Below are 17,074 nucleotides of genomic sequence, written 5' to 3'. Positions count from 1 at the left end.
TAAGGGTTGCAGGTTTCTGCAACCCTTGTTTGGTTTATGGGCGTTATATGTACTGTTTCCAATATTTTTCTTCGCTTTTTCGCTATATGTAATGCTACTTCACATTTTTTTCGTACGTTTGCATATTGAATGTTTCGCACAATGTGGGCATACAGAAAAAGTAACAGAGAGAAGAAAATGAAAGCATTACGCATAATCATATTGTTGGCAGCGTTTCCACTGGCATTGTTGGCGCAGCGCACAGTCAATCCGAATATCCCTCAAGGGGCAATCTTCTATAACAGCAGTTGGAAGGGAGTGCCGAAGGCGTCGCAGGCTGCATATTACAGAATGATTGCTATTGACGATAAAGGGCAGAAGATGTTCTATGATTATTACATCAGTGGGCAGCTCCGTGCCGAAAAACACTATGTTTCCATCAACAGGCAAGACGACAAGCGGACGGTTTTGTCGGGACTTTGCCGCACTTTCCACAAGTCAGGCAGGGTAGAGTCCATTATGCAATACCGAAACGGAAAGGCACACGGACGCGCTGTCTCGTTCTTTCCGAGTGGAAACGTGGGAATGAAACTGAACTACAAGAACGGCGTTCTCGACGGTACCACCTATACTTACAGCGAGTCAGGAAGACTGGAGTACACCACCGTATGGCGCAATGGCTCGAAAGTCAGCGAGCATCAGGGAGGAAAAGATAAATACGTGGACTGGGAAACGAACACCGATCCTTTCTGCGACGAATACCGAAGCGACGAAACCCTGATAATGGCGCAGTCGGCTGCGATTGCCGAAAACAGAACGCCTGCACGGAATATCGGCAACCACTCCGAATACAATCCTGTGGGACTGAAGTTTATCAGCATGCCATAGGGTAGATGCGTCAGGTTGAGATAGTTCCATAACTGGCGACGATGGGGCGTGTCGATATGGGCGATGGCTTTCAGCTCGACGATGATGTTGCCGTTTACCACCAAGTCCATGCGATAACTCTGGTCGAGTTTTACTTCTTTCCAGAATATAGGCAGGAATACTTGTCGCTCTACGGTGTAGCCTTTCTGTTCCAGCAGATATTTCAATGCCACTTCGTAGGCATTCTCGAGCAGTCCGTAGCGGTATTCCCGATGCACCCTCATTGCTTCTCCTGCTATGTCGCGAAAGAAAGCATATCGCCTGTTATGTTCTTGTATCAAATTCATATTGGTTAATGTTTTACTTTTATATCTGTTTAATTTGTGCAGATTTGATAGATTTCTGCCGTTAGGCACTCCTGTTTGATGTAGTCGCTCTGCCGAGCGAGAAATCTTACAAATCATTCCAAATCTTTTTATTCATTATATATATTATTATGTGAGATTTTGTTTCTATTTGTAGGATTTACTCGCCTGTCGGCTCATCAACTCGTCTGCGCCGTGAGGCGCACTCCTTTTTCTCGTTAGGTCGGACAGACACGGGGGCTGTCGCTACGGCTATAGCCCTGTCTCCCCCTCCTTTGCAGGGCTTTTGGGGGAGGTTTCGGCTCGGGGGCTATGGGTTGTCATCCTCGCCGCTGCCATTTTCGCCCTGCGTACCTTGCTGCTTGCGCCGCTTGGGGTTGTCTACCACCAGTTCCACGCTCTTTGCCGAGTCGCGCATCTGCATCTTGGGCGTGAAGACGATTTTCGGGGTCTTGAGCGTGGCGGCGGTCACGTCGATTTCATTGTCCACCATCGTCGGAGGGGCGATGACGCGGAACGAGCCGAGGTCGGCAAGGTCCACGCTGGCTCCCATCAGCAGGGCGTCGCGCACGATGGCGCCGAGCGAGATGAGGGCGTTGGAGACGTCGCCGGCAGAGAGCGAAGTCTCGCGGACAATGCGGTCCACCACCATCTTATTGAACACTGTTGCCAGTCAGTGTTAAACACTCTTGACGATTGGTGTTAAACACCCTTTGGGACTACTGTCGGCAGACGACTTTTCGGGTTGTTCCGTCGCTCATCTTGACGATGTTCACACCGCACTGCATCCGTGGCTGTCGGCTGCCGTCGAGGGAGTAAATCTCCTGCACGGTGGCTGTGGCAGAGGCTTCGGGCGAGGTGATGCCGGTGGTATTGTCGGGCACGATGACGATTCCATTAGAAGAGAACTTGCCGTTTGCATCAACAACACACTGCCCTCCGTCTATGTCGATAACGTGTCCTCCCTCGGGGCTTTGTATATGGCAGTCGATGAGAGTAATGGATTTCAGATAATTGATGTATGGCGTTTTCAGCGTAGCATTCTTCACCACAAGGTGGTTGTTGAAAATCGGAGGTTTGATATTGACGGACAATGGTTTCAATTTGGAAGGAGGCAAGGACTCTCCTATGGAAATATTCCAAAGATTGTAGCTCCAGAGATTTCTTTCGGAGGAAATTATGCGTTCGATGTTAGCGGTAGATATATCGATACCAATAAATGTCATTCTTTAACCTCCGACAGATTAGTTCGTTGTAGAAATAAATAAAGTGTATTGCGACTGACTTTTAGTTTATGGGCTAAATCTGTTTTAGATATACCTCTTTCCAAACTCTTTTTTATCAGCATTTCTTTGTTATCCAATTTGTGTTTCTTATTTTTACTGCCCTTACGTCGTCCCAGCACAACACCCTCTGCTTTCTTTCTCGCCAACGCTTCTTTTGTGCGCTGGCTGATAAGATTGCGCTCTATCTCCGCTGACAAGCCAAAAGCAAAGGCAAGGACTTTGCTCTGAATATCATCGCCAAGGCGATAATTGTCTTTGATAGTCCAAACTCTACATTCCTTAGTCATACAGATGTTTAATATCTCCATTATCATAAAGAGATTCCTGCCAAGACGTGATAATTCGCTACAAATGATAATGTCGTCCTTGTTGATTTTCTTCAATAGGTTGCCCAACTGCCGTTTAGTATAGTTTTTCGTGCCACTGATAGTTTCTTCAATCCAGTCGTCAATCGAAAGATTTTGATGTTCACAAAAGTTACTAATCTCGAAACGTTGATTTTCTACTGTTTGCTTATCGCTGCTTACTCTAATATATCCGTAAATCATAGTTGCATGTGTGATAGTTATTACTTTCACAAATACAAACGGATATTGCAATAAAAGAAATACGATAAGATTTTCTAAAATGTTGAAGTTTTTGGGTGTAATAAAGGGTGTAAATCACGTAATTCGTTGATTTACACCCTTGTTTGCGGAGAGAGAGGTTTATGAACCAAACTCTGCTAAATCGCTGTAATTAAATCTCCTATCCTTTTTGACGAATCAGTAGTGTAGCATTTTTGTAGCAGTATTTTGACTGCCTAATGACTACCATTCTGACTACCTTTTGAAAGCACAACTGCTCTCTTTTCTTGGGTACAAAGGTATATAAAATTGTACTAACCTCCAAATCTTTGTGCAACAAATATTTAGATATTTTACTGCTACACCTTCCAGTGCACGGTGCAAGCCCTTATATATAAAGGGTCTTGCACCGTGCACTGGTTCTTCAAAAAACTGTTTGTTTTTGCCGTTCTGGAATGATTACAAAGTATTTTCGTTATAGATTATAGAAATCAGAACAAACATCCCATGCTGACACTGCTCACAATATTCATCTGCACCTAATGCAAGCCACCTTGCATGGGACGCAAACATTTGAATGTAGCGGGTTGCTCAAATTTAGGTGTCTTTGTAACTTTATAGATATGAAACAGTTGCACAAAACCCTAAAGGAAAAACGAGAGCATGAAGGTTACTCTCAGGAGTATATCGCTGAAAAACTGAAAGTTAGCTCAAGCACCATCTCAAGATGGGAGACCGGTGCCATATCAATGAGTGTCGTACAGATTTACAACTATGCCAAGGCTTTGGATATGGACGAGGGTGACCTGCTTGCATCCATTGCAAGAAGAAGGCAGGAAATACCGCTTCCGTTTGTCCGACTGAACATTGATGTGTTTGATGAGGAAACTTATGGAAGGATGATGGAGCTCGTTAAAGAACTGGGTCCGCAACATATTATCTTACAGACCAAACTATGATGACAGATGGAAATAATCGCAGTAGAAAGCCGGGCCTATCAGGAACTGATAGACAGGCTCAATAGAATTGAGCAGTTTGTCGAACGAACTTCTCGTCTTATCCAGGATATAGATGATGAGCTGGAAATGACCACCAAAGATCTTATCGGGACTCTGAATGTTTCAGAGTCCACTCTTTACCGCTGGCGCAAGAAACAGTTAGTACGGTATCGCTACACGGAGAGTGGTGATGTGCGTTACTTCTTCAAGTCTATCGTGATAGCCACAAAATGCAACCGCCTTCGTGTCTCAGGCATGAGGAACGACGAGGTTCTTGGTCGACTCAACCGCTTCAAGGATAATCTTATCATGAGTTCATGCCTTAACCCTAAAAACCGACAACTATGATAGAAAAGGAGCAGATACTATCACTTACACAAGGAGGGCTTAATGTGTTTTCCCATTTCCTTGGCTTTGAGGTGAACCTTCACCGTAACTTCCGCAGTCCTTTTTATGACGACAGGCGGGCTTCATGCCATATCTATTATGATAGGAAAACTTCTTCCTATAAGTTCTATGATCATGGGGATACCACCTATTCGGGGGATTGTTTCTGGTTTGTGGCAACCATGCGAGGCTTAAATCTGAAAACCGATTTCCCCGAAGTCTTGAAAATCATCGTCCAAGAACTTGGACTGTATTCCTTGTATGACGGTGGGAAGCATGGCAAGCGCGCTGCACCGCCCCGTAAAAGCCCTATCGTTTCCAGCCCTAAGGCTGACATTACCCAAAGTGCGGAAGAACGCCCATACAATTTCGAAATACAGCCTTTTGACGATGGATTGCTGAACTATTGGGCTCATTACGGTATCCATGAGGATACGCTTCGGCTTTTTCGGGTACGAAGCCTTAAACGGTATGAAAGCGTATCTGCTGAAGGCAGGAAGTTTGAACTTTGCAGTTCACCGACAGAACCAATGTTTGCCTATCTCGGAAACGGCTATGTCAAAATATACCGCCCTCACAGCCCGAAAATCCGCTTTCTCTATGGCGGACGGATGCCTGCCACTTATTGCTTCGGTATGGAGCAGATTCCCACTAAAGGCGACATGCTCTTCATTACAGGCGGGGAAAAGGATGTGCTATCATTGTATGCACACGGCTTTAATGCGATCTGCTTCAACAGTGAAACGGCACAGATACCGACAAGCATCATTGAGAGCCTTCAACTTCGCTTTCGGCATATCATACTTCTGTATGATGCCGACGAGACAGGCGTACGGGAGGCGCATAAACAGGCTGAACATCTGGCGGAATACAAGGTCTTGAACCTTTCACTTCCGCTCAGCGGAACCAAGACAGAAAAAGACATTTCCGATTTCTTTGCCTTAGGCAACGGGGCGAAGGAACTGAAAGAACTGCTTGCCAAGATGTTTACAGACCTATACAGCCAAACCATGATGATGCTTCGCTCCTGTGAGATAGACTACGATAACCCCCCGGATATTTCCAAGTCAGTAGTGGCAGTAAACGGTGTGCCACTCGGCACGCAGGATAACCTGTTCTGCATCACCGGAGGTGAGGGTACGGGCAAGAGCAACTATGTGGGTGCGATTCTTTCCGGAGCATTGGGAGAAGAACGATTGCCAATAGAGAGAACCTTGGGATTGGAGATTACCGCCAATCCCAAAGGCTTGGCTGTACTGCACTATGACACAGAACAGTCTGAAGCACAGCTCCACAAAAATCTGGGTAAGACTTTGCGCCGGGCTTCATTGAAGGCAGTGCCGGAGTTTTACCATTCCCTGTATCTCGCCTCTCTGTCCCGCAAGGACAGGCTGAAACTTATCCGCGAGAGTATGGATTTGTTTCACCACAGACATGGAGGTATCCATTTCGTGGTGATTGACGGCATAGCCGACTTGATACGTTCAGCCAACGATGAAACGGAAAGTATTGCCATCGTGGACGAACTTTACCGCTTGGCAGGGATTTATAATACCTGCATTATCTGCGTTCTCCATTTTGTACCGAATGGCATCAAACTCCGTGGGCATATCGGTTCGGAGCTTCAACGCAAGGCGGCAGGAATACTCTCCATAGAGAAAGATGACAATCCCGAATACTCTGTGGTGAAGGCTCTGAAAGTCCGTGACGGAAGCCCGTTGGACGTGCCGATGATGCTCTTCGGGTGGGATAAGGCTGAAGAAATGCACGTCTATCGCGGTGAGAAGTCTAAGGAGGACAAGGAAAAGCGCAAGACCGATGAACTTATTGGCGTTGTCAAAGAAGCATTCCGAAGTTCCTTCAAGCTCACTTACCAAGAACTTTGTGAGGTCTTGATGTGCGAAATGGAAATCAAGGACAGAACCGCAAAGAAATACATCGCCTACATGAAAGAACAACGTATCTTGGCACAAGATACCAATGGTAACTATCAAAAAGGAGAACTATGCCGTACATAGATTACAATACAGAAGACACTTGGCAAAAATGCCTGTTCGATAAACTGATGAGTGTCGAGGAAAAACTCAACCAGCTACTTGTCCTGCAAGAGCAATCCGTCGATACGACTGTCCGTCCACCTTTGAAGCCGGAGTACTTGGATATCATTGATGTATCCAAGATTCTCAAAGTGGAACAAAAGACCATCTATAACTGGGTTTGGGCAGGGAAGATTCCTTATCTCAAAGCCAACGGTCGATTGCTTTTCCTTCGGGAAGAGATAGATGAAATGGTACGGAAGCGAGATGGTTGGTAAAAGTCAGTTTCATACAAGTATGTTGGGAAATGTCTTCATGTTTTATTTCATCTTCCTTTTCCTTACAATGGTTGAAATTTTACCCTGCAAGTCAACTATTAGTTTACTTTCGGGAAAATAATTCAACCAGCCGTCTGTAATTAGCAAAGTCTTTTGTACCTTTGCGGTTGGTTTTTATTACAGCAAGTAAACTATGAGTGTACTAAAAGGAAAAAAAATAAACCAAATGCTTCAATCCGGGCAAAAGAACGGATTGCTGTTTGCGACATGGCTTGTAGAGCATGGCTATTCCAGGCAGTTGTTGAGCAGGTATCGTTCTTCCGGTTGGTTATCCTCTCTATGCAAGGGAGTCATGTACCGCACAGGTGACACGCTGTCCGCTTTTGGTGCTTTGCAGTCCTTCAACGAACAGGTAGGAAAGAGTTTTCGTGTTGCGGCGCATTCTGCTTTGGAGCTTTGGGGCTTCAACCATTATGTTCCTATGGGCAAACCCCTGTTAATGGTATCAACGGCAAGTGACAAAATGCCACAATGGATGAAGCATGACGTTTTCGACCGTGAATTTAAGTTTTTCAAGACAGAGGTATTTATCAGTGCACAGATAACAACTTTAACATACTTGGACTGGAGGCTGCTTATATCCTCCCCTGAGCAGGCTTTTATGGAATGTCTGCTACTGACGCCACGCCAATATAACTATATGGATTTATTTTATATAATGGAACAGCTGACCACTTTGCGTCCGAATGTTGTCCAATCGTTATTGGAAACCACAAAACATTACAAAATGAAGAGGCTGTTTCTATATATGGCTGAAAAAGCGGGGCATTATTGGTATGAAGACTTAGACTTAAAAAAAATAGATTTGGGGACACATAAACTCCAACTCGTCAAATCCGGTATATATATCAGCAAGTATAAGATGATTATCCCAAAAGAATTAAACGATTATGAATGATCAACAATATAAAAAACAGGTGGCATTGTTACTACGCATTATGCCCTTGGTTTACAAGATAACGGATTTTGCAGTCCATGGAGGCACGGCTATTAACCTGTTCCACCAGAATATGCCACGTTACTCGGTTGATATTGACCTTACCTATATTCCGATAGAGTCACGCACGGCGAGTTTAGAAAAGATAAATCAACATCTCGGAGAGCTGAAAACAAGTATAGAACGTGCCATTCCCGGAATACATGTGATACATAAATCCAAAGTATGGAAATTGCAATGCACGTATGATGGCGCCACGGTGAAAATAGAGGTAAATGGTACAAAACGAGGCATACTTGGAGATGTTGAAATAATGGAACTCTGTCCGAAAGCAAAGGAAGAGTTTCAAGCCAACTGTAAGGCACGCATAGTTCCTTATTCCCAACTTTATGGAGGAAAAATTACAGCTGCCCTCAGCCGCCAGCACCCACGTGACATGTTTGACTGCAAATACATGAAAGACCAAACGCTTGAAGATGTAAAAGACGGGCTCATCTTATGCCTATTGGGAAGCGACAAGCCTATCGTGGAATCTCTGTCTCCTAATAACATAAACCAAGAGGAGGCACTTGAAAACCAATTCAAGGGAATGTCAGATATTCCATTTACCTATACAGACTATGAGCAGGCTCGTGAATCCATTATTAAAAAGGTAAATGACAGCCTTACAAATTCAGACAAGGAATTCCTCGTTTCCTTTGAGGATGGAACACCACTGTGGGAGAAATGTTGCGCAGGGAATTTAAGCCAATATCCATCTGTACAATGGAAATTACTGAATATAGACAAACTCAAGAAACAGGCTCCCGATAAGCACAAAGAAGGAGTGGATAAATTAAAACGTCATTTGCGGATATAATGACAAAAGTCAGACATTCGATACGAATGTCTGACTTTTATTTTGCCCCTGACATCTGTTTAGTGTCTCCATTTGGGTCTGAAGTTTTGTGAACGGTAGTCTTCTTCCTTGTCTTGGGCAGTATAACTCTCGCTCTTTATTTCGGATGACTGTTTATTGTCGGACAAGTTCTCTCCTTGCTTCATTTCCTCCGTTTCCTCTTTTTCCTCCTCCGGCGGTGCAAGCGTAAGCGCAATTTTTCTGTCAAGTTCTGCTGCCTCTCCTTTGAGCGCACGCAGTTCGTCCTCTTTCTTCCAAGAACTGTTGGCAATATTCGTGTAAACGTCCTTGTTGGCCACAACCTTTGCCATTTCCTTCTCATGCGTCTCTATCACCTTGGGGATACGCTCCAAGGCATTGATAAAATTCTGGCAGGCAAGTTTCGGGTCGCTTGCGAGTTTACCATTGTTATAGGTGTAGAAAATGCTTTCCTGCCCCTTGACCAGAAAGCGATTGATGGAGCAGTCGAACAACTCTTTGGAAGAATTTTCAGTCTTGACCATGATGGAGAAGCCATAAATCTCACCGATCTTATTGTATTCACCATTGGTACGGGCTTTTTCCTCGATCTCCTGCAGGCGTGCGGCAATGACCTTGATGTCCGTGGAGTTTTCCACCCCCTTGATGGTAATCCTGTTGATAGGGTTGCCTTCCGTGTCACGTTCCACTCTTTGCTGAAAAAGTGCAAGGTCATCCTTGGCTTCCTTGATTTTATCCGAATGGAAAGACACGGAACTCTCAATTTCCGCCAATTTCCCCGTTGCTGCATCACGTTCACGGAGGAAGTTCTTACGTTCTGATTCTAAGGTGGTAATCTTCTTATCCAATCTCGCTTTCTCTAAAAGGTCGGTATTACCTGAAAGCACTGCTACATACTCGGAGAAGTTCATGCCGCTGTCCTCATCCATACTTCCCTCGTCAATGGTACGGCTACCGAGCGTGTTCGTCTTTAACTGATTGATGAAAAGCTGCTTGTTGTGCAGCAGATTGAACTTGTAACTGTCCAATGAACGCTCCACGGCATAGATAATCACATCTACTTTATTGTCTGCAAACTCCTTGGCAATTATATTGCCCTTGCGCACGGCACGCCCATCGCGCTGTTCCAAATCCGAAGGGCGCCAAGGACAGTCTAAATGATGGACGGCCACGGCACGTTGCTGGGCATTCACACCCGTACCCAACATGGAGGTAGAGCCAAAGATAATGCGGATGTCTCCTCGGTTCATGGCATCGACCATTGCTTTCTTTGCCTTCTCGTTCTTGCATTCCTGAATGAAGCGAATCTCGTATGCTGGAATATGGTAGTCCTCCACCAACTTTCTCTTGATTTCCGAATAGATATTGAAATCTCCACCGGGCTTGTAAGTCCCTAAATCAGAGAAAACAAACTGCGTTCCTTTCTGTGCATCGTATTTCAGATAATAGTCATTGAGCAATTTCGCACAATGGCTCGCCTTGTTGTCGATATGGTCTGAGTATCCATTTTCATCAATCATGCGTAAATCCAAGCTCATCTTCCGGGCGTAGTCAGTTGCGATGAGCATCTTGGCTTTCTCCTCACTCTCGCTGAGCGGTGCACGTCCCAAGAGTGTGGCATTGCCCGTCTTGGCGAACTCCATCAGCTTGTCGATGAACTCCTCCTGTTCTGGTGTGGGTGGTATGTTGTGTAGTATCTCGTTTTTCTCGGGTCGGTCGATACCGATGTCCTTGGCTGTACGGAAGTCGCAAATCTCCGCATAGAACGCCGCCAGCTCCGGCACCTTGATGAAGGTGCGGAAACGTTCCTTTTGGATAATCTCATTGGTGATGGAGAACTCATAGTCGGTTGATTTCTTGGCAAAGACCGCTGCCCAAGCATCAAAGCTGTTGATGCCCTGCCGCTCCAACGCCTGCGGACGGAGGTACTTAAACAGAAGGTACAACTCGGTCAATGAGTTGCTGATGGTCGTTCCTGAAAGGAAAGTCGCTCCCAAGTCCTTGCCCGACCGCTCCTGTATGGTGCGGATGGCAAAGAGCATGTTGAGGGCACGCTGCGAGCCGTCCGGATTGCCCAAGCCCGACACCCTGTCGTGGCGGGTGTTGAACATCAGGTTCTTGAACTGGTGCGACTCATCGACAAAGAGGTGGTCTATGCCCATCATCTTGAAATCCACAGCATCGTCCTTGCGCTCGGCTATGCTGTCCTGTATGTTCTGCAGCTTGGCTTCGAGCGTCTGCTTGCGCTTCTCCAAGCCTTTGAGCATACCGCGGGAGATGTCCGCTCCCTGCATACGAAGTACTTCAAGGTTTTCCTCCACGGAGTCCATCTCCTTCTGCAGGATAGCCTCCTGTATCTCCAATGCCTGCGGTATCATGCCGAACTGTTCGTGCGTGAGGATGATGCAGTCCCAGTCATTGTTCTTGATGTCGTTAAAGATGCGCTGCCTGTTCTGCTTGCTGAAATCGTTCTTGCCCGGATAGAGTACCTTGGCATTGGGATAAGCCTTGCGGAAGGTATCTGCAATGTCGAAAACATTCGCCTTCAGTCCGATAATCATCGGCTTGTTCGCCAGTCCCAACCGCTTCATCTCGTATGCTGCCGCACACATGATGAGCGTCTTGCCCGCCCCGACCTCGTGGTCACAGATTCCGCCACCGTTGGTCTTGAGCATCCATACAGCATCCTTCTGGCTCTTGTACAGGTCGGCAATGCCCAATCTTTTTAGGTCAAGGTCGGGAAAATTCTGGTGCGTACCATCGAAGTTGGGTCGCACAAAACAGTTGAAAAGACGGTTGTAGCGGTCGGAGAGCTGCTGCTTGAACGTGTCGGGTGTCCGTCCGAGCCAATCGACAAAGCCCTGCCGTATTTCCTCAATCTTGGCGTTCGCCATCTGTATGGCGTGCCCGTCACGCACCTTGACGGTCTTGGTCTCGCCCGTTACGGCATCACGTACTTCTTTACTCTTGGTGATGTCGGGGATAGTGTTATGGAGAGCGTGTTTCAAAAGGTTAATACCATCATACTTTCTAAATTCACCTTGTACTGCATACTTGTGCCAGATATTGGCATTTTTCCGGTCACAGACAATGGAATACTCGTCCATATTGGAATGGTAGGACACGCTGATGTCTGTCTCGAAGAACTCCGAGGCGAACCTGCCATAGACCTTTGAGGGTATCCATCGCTCACCGAGGTTGAAGTCAAGGTCGGCAAAAGGAATGGGTGTCGGCGTGGCGGCACGCAAGGCGGCAAGGCTCTGCTTCGCTTCCTCATGCTCCGGATGGTCCAAGAGCCATGACTCGATACGATCCGCCTTTTCGATCACGTTACCCGAAATGAACTTGTCGGCGACCTCGTAGCCGCCTTCTTCCGGATTGTAGAAGATGCGTCCCTCCAAAGCTGATATGATGTCGCTCTCTTCCATATCGGGAAGCAGGGAACTCATATAGTCAAGTTCCACCGAACCGTATTTGTTGAGCGATGCGCCCAGTGCCTCCATCGGGTCTGCGGCAACGGACAGTTCGGTGGTGGAGAATGCCGTGGGGTGGTCGAAGATGTCCGCCTTGATATATCTGCCGTTCTCGGAGCGTTCCAGGAACAGCATTTCCATACCCGTGGCATCCATCTTGATGACATCTGCATTTGCCTTTTGATTCAAGTAACCCCATTGCAACACATAGCCGTCATACAGGCGGTTGAGTTTCTCGCGTTCTTCCTTGTCCTCGGTCCGGTTGTTTGCCTCATAGTCATATAGGCGGTGGTAGCTCTCTCTGATTTCTATATAGGATTTCAGCCGTGAGAGTTGCGAATAAGGCAAATCCATCGGATTGAAGGTAGGATGCCGTTTCAGGTCGGAGAGAAAACCTATCTGCCCTTTTTGCATGACAATGGAACCGTCCCTCAGATGGGCATCAGGTGATGAGAGAAAGGGACGGGGAGAGGAATCAAACTCCTTTTTTATCTCCGCTATGGGTTGTGGCTTGCGTTCTTCGGCTTCATCCATGAAATCAAAGAGAGACGGCTCGCGGAAAGACGGAGAGGCAGTCTTCCTGCCGCCTCTGCCCTTGGTCCTGCGTCCAGCCATAGGTGTCGCCCGTTTTTCCTTGCCCTGCCTGTCTCCCGACTGTGCCTGTTTCTGGGCTGCCTGCATCTGCGTTTTGGGGGCTTCCCTGATCTCATTGTTCACGCGCGTCACTTCCTGCGTCCAGAGGCTGTACTCCTCCGGACCAAATAGCGAATATTGCTCTGATTCCTGTCTTTCTTCCATTCCGTCCATCACCGGATGGTGGTCATCATCGAAATAGACTGTCTGTCCGTTCATCTCACGAGGGGCTTCCACGTCCGTGCGGATTTCTCTTGCCTCCTGCTCATATTGGCGGTGAAGGCTAAGCACGGGTACGCCTACAGGAGCGGATTCTTCAATAGTAGAGTCTGTCTCTTGTGTCTGTACTGTCTGCTCATCACTCATTTTATCCACTTGCCCACTTACCTTTTCAGCTTGGATTTCCTCTTTGCGTTCTTCCGTGGAAAGGTTATCCTCTATTGACTGAATCTGAACTGTCGGCTCCGCCTTTTCCTTGATTTCCTCAATAATCGGTTCTTTGGTGAACCGACCTCTGACAATCTCCTCCAATTCGGCTATCTCGTGCAGTTTCTTCGGGGTAAAATACAGGTCGCGTTCTATGCCCAGCCCGTGAATCTTCACTTCCTCCATCTCATCAAGCGACATGTTGCCCAACTCCCAGCCGTAGCCCATCGTGACGGCACCGAAACCGATACGACTTTTTGGATCATATTCCAGGAGATAAGCCGTATATGCTCCCATTGGGAAGAAATAGCGTGCGTAGGCTGTTTTATCACCAATGAGTTCTTTCTCCGTGCTGTATAGTTTGGGCAGTTGCTTCCTGATGCTGTCGGGCATCAGATTGTAGACATTCTCCGTCTCCTTGTCCGTTTTTGGTTCCTCTTCAGGTAAATCGACAGTTACACCTAACTTGCGCAGTTGCTTCTCTGCTTCTTTCTGTCGTTCCTCCTCCGTCATCGGTATGCCCGTTTCATAGAGCTTTCGGTCAAAGCGTTGCTCAAATTCCAAGGAGAGTTGCGTCCTGATACTCTCCGCCATATCGTCAATGATGCCATCGAAGCGGTACTCCCATGCAGGTTTGCCGTAAGGGTCAGTACCCATCGTGCGCTCCGTGGCAATAGTCCGGTGGGCTATATCTTTCCATTCGCCCTCAAAGAGCGAGTTGTGGTTAAAGGCAATGGAGAAACCATCACCCTTGGGAACGGAGACCGTTTCCACGAACTGCTGCTCAATGCCTTCGCCGATTTCCTTTCCTGACTGTTTTTGCAGGACGATGAGGTCGCTGCCTACTTCCGTTCCTGCATTCTCACTGAACATACCCGATGGCAGACGGAGAGCGGAGATAAGCCGGCTGTTCTGCATGAGGTAACGGCGGATAGCTTCGTTCTTGGGGCTGTCCAATACTCCCTGCGAGGTGATGAAAGCCAACAGTCCGCCCTCCTTGATACAGTCCAATCCCTTTACAAAAAAGTAATTGTGGATGGTACGTGTGGATTCGCGTCTGAGAATGTCCTTGCCCTTGCTGTACTCACGGTCATAGACCATAAAGTCGCCAAAGGGAATGTTGCTTGTTACGAGGTCGTATTTGTCCTTATCCTCCAGTTCCCCGATGGCTTCAAAGGGATCTTGGCGGACAAAGATATTGCCATGTCCGTAGGGATGCAGGGCTTGTGAGATACGAGCTGTGAGCAGGTCTTTCTCCATAGCATCGACCGTGCTTGCCTTCTTTGCGAAAGTCTCGGCAAAGGCACCCATACCTGCCGAAGGGTCTAAGCAGCGACGTATGGGAACATCTACAGAAGTGAGTGCATCCGAAATGGCGGCAACGATACGGGTATCTGTATAGAAGGATGTCAATACGCTTGCCTTGATGCTCTCCCAATAGCGTTTGGCGGTATTGGCATCGACGGCATCACGGTAAATCATCTGCTTGAGCCTTTGGGTAGGCTCAAAGAGCTGTTGCTCTGATTGGCTCCAATAACGGAGGTCGTCGGGGCTGTCACATCGGTTCAGTACGCATTTCAAGCCACCGAAGCCCTGATAGCCGCGCAATATGCCTTTTTCTGCTTCAGTGGCTTCACGGCGTTCTTTCTCCAAGCGAAGGACTACACGGATGGCTTCCGTGTTGGCTTCAAGGACGTTTTTCTTATTGTATGCCATAGTAAACTGTTTTAATTAAGGAATAAAAGGTCGGAAGATGTTCGTATTACCTCCCGACCTTATCTGTTACTCTCCGTGTCTGTCGGGACTATCTCCCTCGTTGTTTTCCTTTCTTATTTTCAAATTCAAAGGATGTGGTGTAGTCTTCATTCAGAACCAGACGGGCGTTGAACTTCTTGCCTGCCTTGCCGGTCAAGCCTTTGAGGACTGGCGTTCGTCCAGTGGTCAGCAAATCTTGGATATTGTCCTCTGTAAGCAGCGTGCCGCATATTTCTCGGAAAATGTGGAAGTCGCAGCCCTCATGCCTGCACTTGGCGACCTTGGCATAGATGCCCACGCTCTCACTGCCACATTTGGGACAGCGATACACAGGATAGGATTTTTGCTCTGAAGCCAGCAATAAAAGTTCCTCGCATATGGTGCCGACGTATGAGTTAATGCCTTGCGCAAACTTCTCTGCCGGCATCTGACCTGCCTCGATAGCGGCAAGAGCCAGTTCCCAACTGCCTGTCATCTCGGCATTGGAGATCCTCTTGTCCTTGACAATCTCATAGACTGCCAAGCCTTTCTCTGTCGGGATGATGGATTTCCTGTCCCTGCGGATATAGTCACGGAGGATAAGTGTTTCGATGATATTGGCTCTTGTGGCTGGCGTGCCGATGCCACACTCCGCCATTGCCTTCTTGCTCTCTGCATCCTCCACATCCTTGCCTGCGTTCTCCATAGCGGAGAGCAGGGTGGCTTCGGTATAGAGGGGCTTCGGTTTGGTTTTATGTTCAGTAATTTCGGCATCAATAAGTGGCAGGACTTCACCTTCCGTCAAGTTGGGTAATGAAGATACTACCTGCTCGTCTCCATCCTCTTTCTTCTCCGCAGCTGTTGCCTTTTCTTTCTGCACGACTTTCCAGCCCAAGGAAATTTGCCTGTACGCTTTCCAAGTAAAGGCATTGGTGCCGTCCGTGAACAGCACCTGCATACGCTCTTCCTCTGAGTCAGGAGAAAAGGTTTCAATGAAGCGAGTTACTACCATATTGTAAATGGTTGCTTCGTCCGCTGACAAGCCTGAAGGCGTTTCGCCTGTGGGGATAATGGCGTGGTGATCGGTTATCTTTGCATTGTCCATCGAATGGCGGTTAAGTGGGTTTGATAGCGTCTTGCCTATCTTTCGGAGCAGGGCGGGTATTTCCTCGAAAACATCCTCGCTGATGTATCGGCTGCCTGTACGGGGATAGGTCGTGATTTTCTTCTCATAGAGGCTCTGGGCAATTGAGAGGGTCTTGTCTGCTGAAAAGCCGTGGCGCCTGTTGGCTTCCTTCTGTAAGGTAGTAAGGTCGTACAAGAGGGGTGGCGACGTATGCGTTACCTGTCTTGTGACCGACTCTACTTTAAGTGAGCCTATTCCTCTTAGCGCAGCGAGGGATGATTGGGCGAAATCTTCATTGTCAAATGCGGTTTCACACACGGCTTTCAGCGATATGCCCCCTTTCTCCAAGAGAGCGGAGAGTTTCCAATAAGGCACGGAAGAAAAATCACGGTTCTCTATGTACCGACGGCAGACCATAGCGAGGGTTGGGGTCTGTACCCGTCCCAAGGAATAGCCGCCTTTTCGGGCTATGGAAAGGGCTCGGCTGGCATTGATACCCACGAGCCAGTCGGCTTCGCTTCTTGCCTTGGCGGAATGATATAGGTTGTCGTAGTCGCTTCCGGGTTTGAGACAGGAAAGTCCCTCATGGATGGCTTTGTCCGTGAGAGAACTTATCCAAAGTCGGTCAAAAGGTTTCCTACAATTAAGATGTGTGTAAATCCAGCGAAAGATAAGTTCACCCTCCCTGCCTGCATCAGTAGCGACGATGATACGGTCTGCCTTTTCAAAGCAGGAACGGATGACTTTGAGTTGTTTGAGTGCTGCGGGGTCGGATATGTACTCCTTATCCTTACGCACTTGGCGGACGACAAGCTGGAAAGGATTGGGACGGATGGGCAGGTCTTCGGCTTTGTAGGCTGAAAAACCGTATGCTTCGGGCATGGCAAGGGTGATGAGGTGCCCCATTGCCCATGTAACCACATAGTCATTACCTTCCAAATATCCGTCTTGTCTGGTATTAGCATCTACGATACGGGCTATATCTCTGGCTACCGAGGGTTTCTCGGCGATAATACAAGTAATCATAGTCGTTGATTGGGTTAAGG

At 47.5% G+C, this 17,074-nt stretch carries 12 protein-coding genes and 1 pseudogene; 7 read left to right on the top strand and 6 right to left on the bottom strand.

The window, feature by feature from the left end; translation table 11 throughout:
* Window positions 1–177 precede the first annotated feature (177 nt).
* Window positions 178–795, top strand: a pseudogene (locus tag P150_RS17400) (toxin-antitoxin system YwqK family antitoxin); the annotation flags it as partial.
* On the opposite strand, the gene P150_RS17035 reads toward P150_RS17400, so the two are convergent.
* The 4 genes from P150_RS17035 to P150_RS0103495 form a co-directional block, all read right to left on the bottom strand.
* Window positions 678–1,130: a GxxExxY protein gene (locus tag P150_RS17035; RefSeq protein ID WP_231477575.1), complete on the bottom strand. Its 453-nt coding sequence runs from the start codon at window positions 1,128–1,130 to the stop codon at window positions 678–680. The pseudogene P150_RS17400 and the gene P150_RS17035 sit on opposite strands and share 118 nt — an antisense overlap.
* Window positions 1,131–1,521: 391 nt before the next feature.
* Window positions 1,522–1,863, bottom strand: coding sequence for a DNA-binding protein (locus tag P150_RS15845; protein ID WP_197018034.1), 342 nt, complete (start codon window positions 1,861–1,863; stop codon window positions 1,522–1,524).
* Between the two features lie 67 nt (window positions 1,864–1,930).
* Window positions 1,931–2,437, bottom strand: a complete 507-nt coding sequence (locus P150_RS0103500) for a hypothetical protein (protein WP_028896501.1) — start codon at window positions 2,435–2,437, stop codon at window positions 1,931–1,933.
* Window positions 2,434–3,045, bottom strand: a complete 612-nt coding sequence (locus P150_RS0103495) for a master DNA invertase Mpi family serine-type recombinase (protein ID WP_028896500.1) — start codon at window positions 3,043–3,045, stop codon at window positions 2,434–2,436. Before P150_RS0103495 ends, P150_RS0103500 begins: the two co-directional genes overlap by 4 nt.
* Before the next feature lie 641 nt (window positions 3,046–3,686).
* Here P150_RS0103495 and P150_RS0103490 point away from each other — a divergent pair.
* The 6 genes from P150_RS0103490 (at window position 3,687) to P150_RS0103465 (ending at window position 8,618) form a co-directional block, all read left to right on the top strand.
* Complete coding sequence (locus P150_RS0103490; protein WP_028896499.1) at window positions 3,687–4,022, top strand: helix-turn-helix domain-containing protein; 336 nt, start codon at window positions 3,687–3,689, stop codon at window positions 4,020–4,022.
* Between the two features lie 6 nt (window positions 4,023–4,028).
* Window positions 4,029–4,409: a hypothetical protein gene (locus tag P150_RS0103485; protein WP_028896498.1), complete on the top strand. Its 381-nt coding sequence runs from the start codon at window positions 4,029–4,031 to the stop codon at window positions 4,407–4,409.
* Window positions 4,406–6,466: a bifunctional DNA primase/helicase gene (locus P150_RS0103480; RefSeq protein WP_028896497.1), complete on the top strand. Its 2,061-nt coding sequence runs from the start codon at window positions 4,406–4,408 to the stop codon at window positions 6,464–6,466. The genes P150_RS0103485 and P150_RS0103480 overlap by 4 nt, the downstream gene beginning before the upstream one ends.
* Window positions 6,454–6,762: a helix-turn-helix domain-containing protein gene (locus P150_RS0103475; RefSeq protein ID WP_028896496.1), complete on the top strand. Its 309-nt coding sequence runs from the start codon at window positions 6,454–6,456 to the stop codon at window positions 6,760–6,762. Before P150_RS0103480 ends, P150_RS0103475 begins: the two co-directional genes overlap by 13 nt.
* Before the next feature lie 193 nt (window positions 6,763–6,955).
* Window positions 6,956–7,720, top strand: coding sequence for a type IV toxin-antitoxin system AbiEi family antitoxin domain-containing protein (locus P150_RS0103470; RefSeq protein ID WP_028896495.1), 765 nt, complete (start codon window positions 6,956–6,958; stop codon window positions 7,718–7,720).
* On the top strand, window positions 7,713–8,618 hold the full coding sequence (locus P150_RS0103465) for a nucleotidyl transferase AbiEii/AbiGii toxin family protein (protein ID WP_028896494.1): 906 nt from the start codon (window positions 7,713–7,715) through the stop codon (window positions 8,616–8,618). The genes P150_RS0103470 and P150_RS0103465 overlap by 8 nt, the downstream gene beginning before the upstream one ends.
* Before the next feature lie 59 nt (window positions 8,619–8,677).
* Here P150_RS0103465 and P150_RS0103460 read toward each other — a convergent pair whose 3' ends face one another.
* Complete coding sequence (locus P150_RS0103460) at window positions 8,678–14,884, bottom strand: helicase-related protein (protein ID WP_028896493.1); 6,207 nt, start codon at window positions 14,882–14,884, stop codon at window positions 8,678–8,680.
* An 88-nt stretch (window positions 14,885–14,972) separates the two neighbouring features.
* Window positions 14,973–17,054 carry a type IA DNA topoisomerase gene (gene topB, locus P150_RS0103455; protein ID WP_028896492.1) on the bottom strand — a complete coding sequence of 694 codons (2,082 nt, stop codon included), beginning with the start codon at window positions 17,052–17,054 and terminating at the stop codon, window positions 14,973–14,975.
* Between the last annotated feature and the right edge of the window lie 20 nt (window positions 17,055–17,074).

The organism is Prevotella sp. HUN102 (assembly GCF_000688375.1).
Classification (GTDB): domain Bacteria; phylum Bacteroidota; class Bacteroidia; order Bacteroidales; family Bacteroidaceae; genus Prevotella.
This window is presented reverse-complemented; position numbering and strand designations above follow the sequence as displayed.

Bases quoted from the DNA above. Each gene is read 5' to 3' on its own strand.
- P150_RS15845 (WP_197018034.1), bottom strand. From the start codon at position 1,863: ATGGTGGTGGACCGCATTGTCCGCGAGACTTCGCTCTCTGCCGGCGAC.
- P150_RS0103490 (WP_028896499.1), top strand. From the start codon at position 3,687: ATGAAACAGTTGCACAAAACCCTAAAGGAAAAACGAGAGCATGAAGGT.
- P150_RS0103485 (WP_028896498.1), top strand. From the start codon at position 4,029: ATGGAAATAATCGCAGTAGAAAGCCGGGCCTATCAGGAACTGATAGAC.
- P150_RS0103475 (WP_028896496.1), top strand. From the start codon at position 6,454: ATGCCGTACATAGATTACAATACAGAAGACACTTGGCAAAAATGCCTG.
- P150_RS0103470 (WP_028896495.1), top strand. From the start codon at position 6,956: ATGAGTGTACTAAAAGGAAAAAAAATAAACCAAATGCTTCAATCCGGG.
- P150_RS0103500 (WP_028896501.1), bottom strand. From the start codon at position 2,437: ATGACATTTATTGGTATCGATATATCTACCGCTAACATCGAACGCATA.
- P150_RS0103465 (WP_028896494.1), top strand. From the start codon at position 7,713: ATGAATGATCAACAATATAAAAAACAGGTGGCATTGTTACTACGCATT.
- P150_RS0103480 (WP_028896497.1), top strand. From the start codon at position 4,406: ATGATAGAAAAGGAGCAGATACTATCACTTACACAAGGAGGGCTTAAT.
- P150_RS0103495 (WP_028896500.1), bottom strand. From the start codon at position 3,045: ATGATTTACGGATATATTAGAGTAAGCAGCGATAAGCAAACAGTAGAA.
- P150_RS0103460 (WP_028896493.1), bottom strand. From the start codon at position 14,884: ATGGCATACAATAAGAAAAACGTCCTTGAAGCCAACACGGAAGCCATC.
- P150_RS17035 (WP_231477575.1), bottom strand. From the start codon at position 1,130: ATGAGGGTGCATCGGGAATACCGCTACGGACTGCTCGAGAATGCCTAC.
- topB (WP_028896492.1), bottom strand. From the start codon at position 17,054: ATGATTACTTGTATTATCGCCGAGAAACCCTCGGTAGCCAGAGATATA.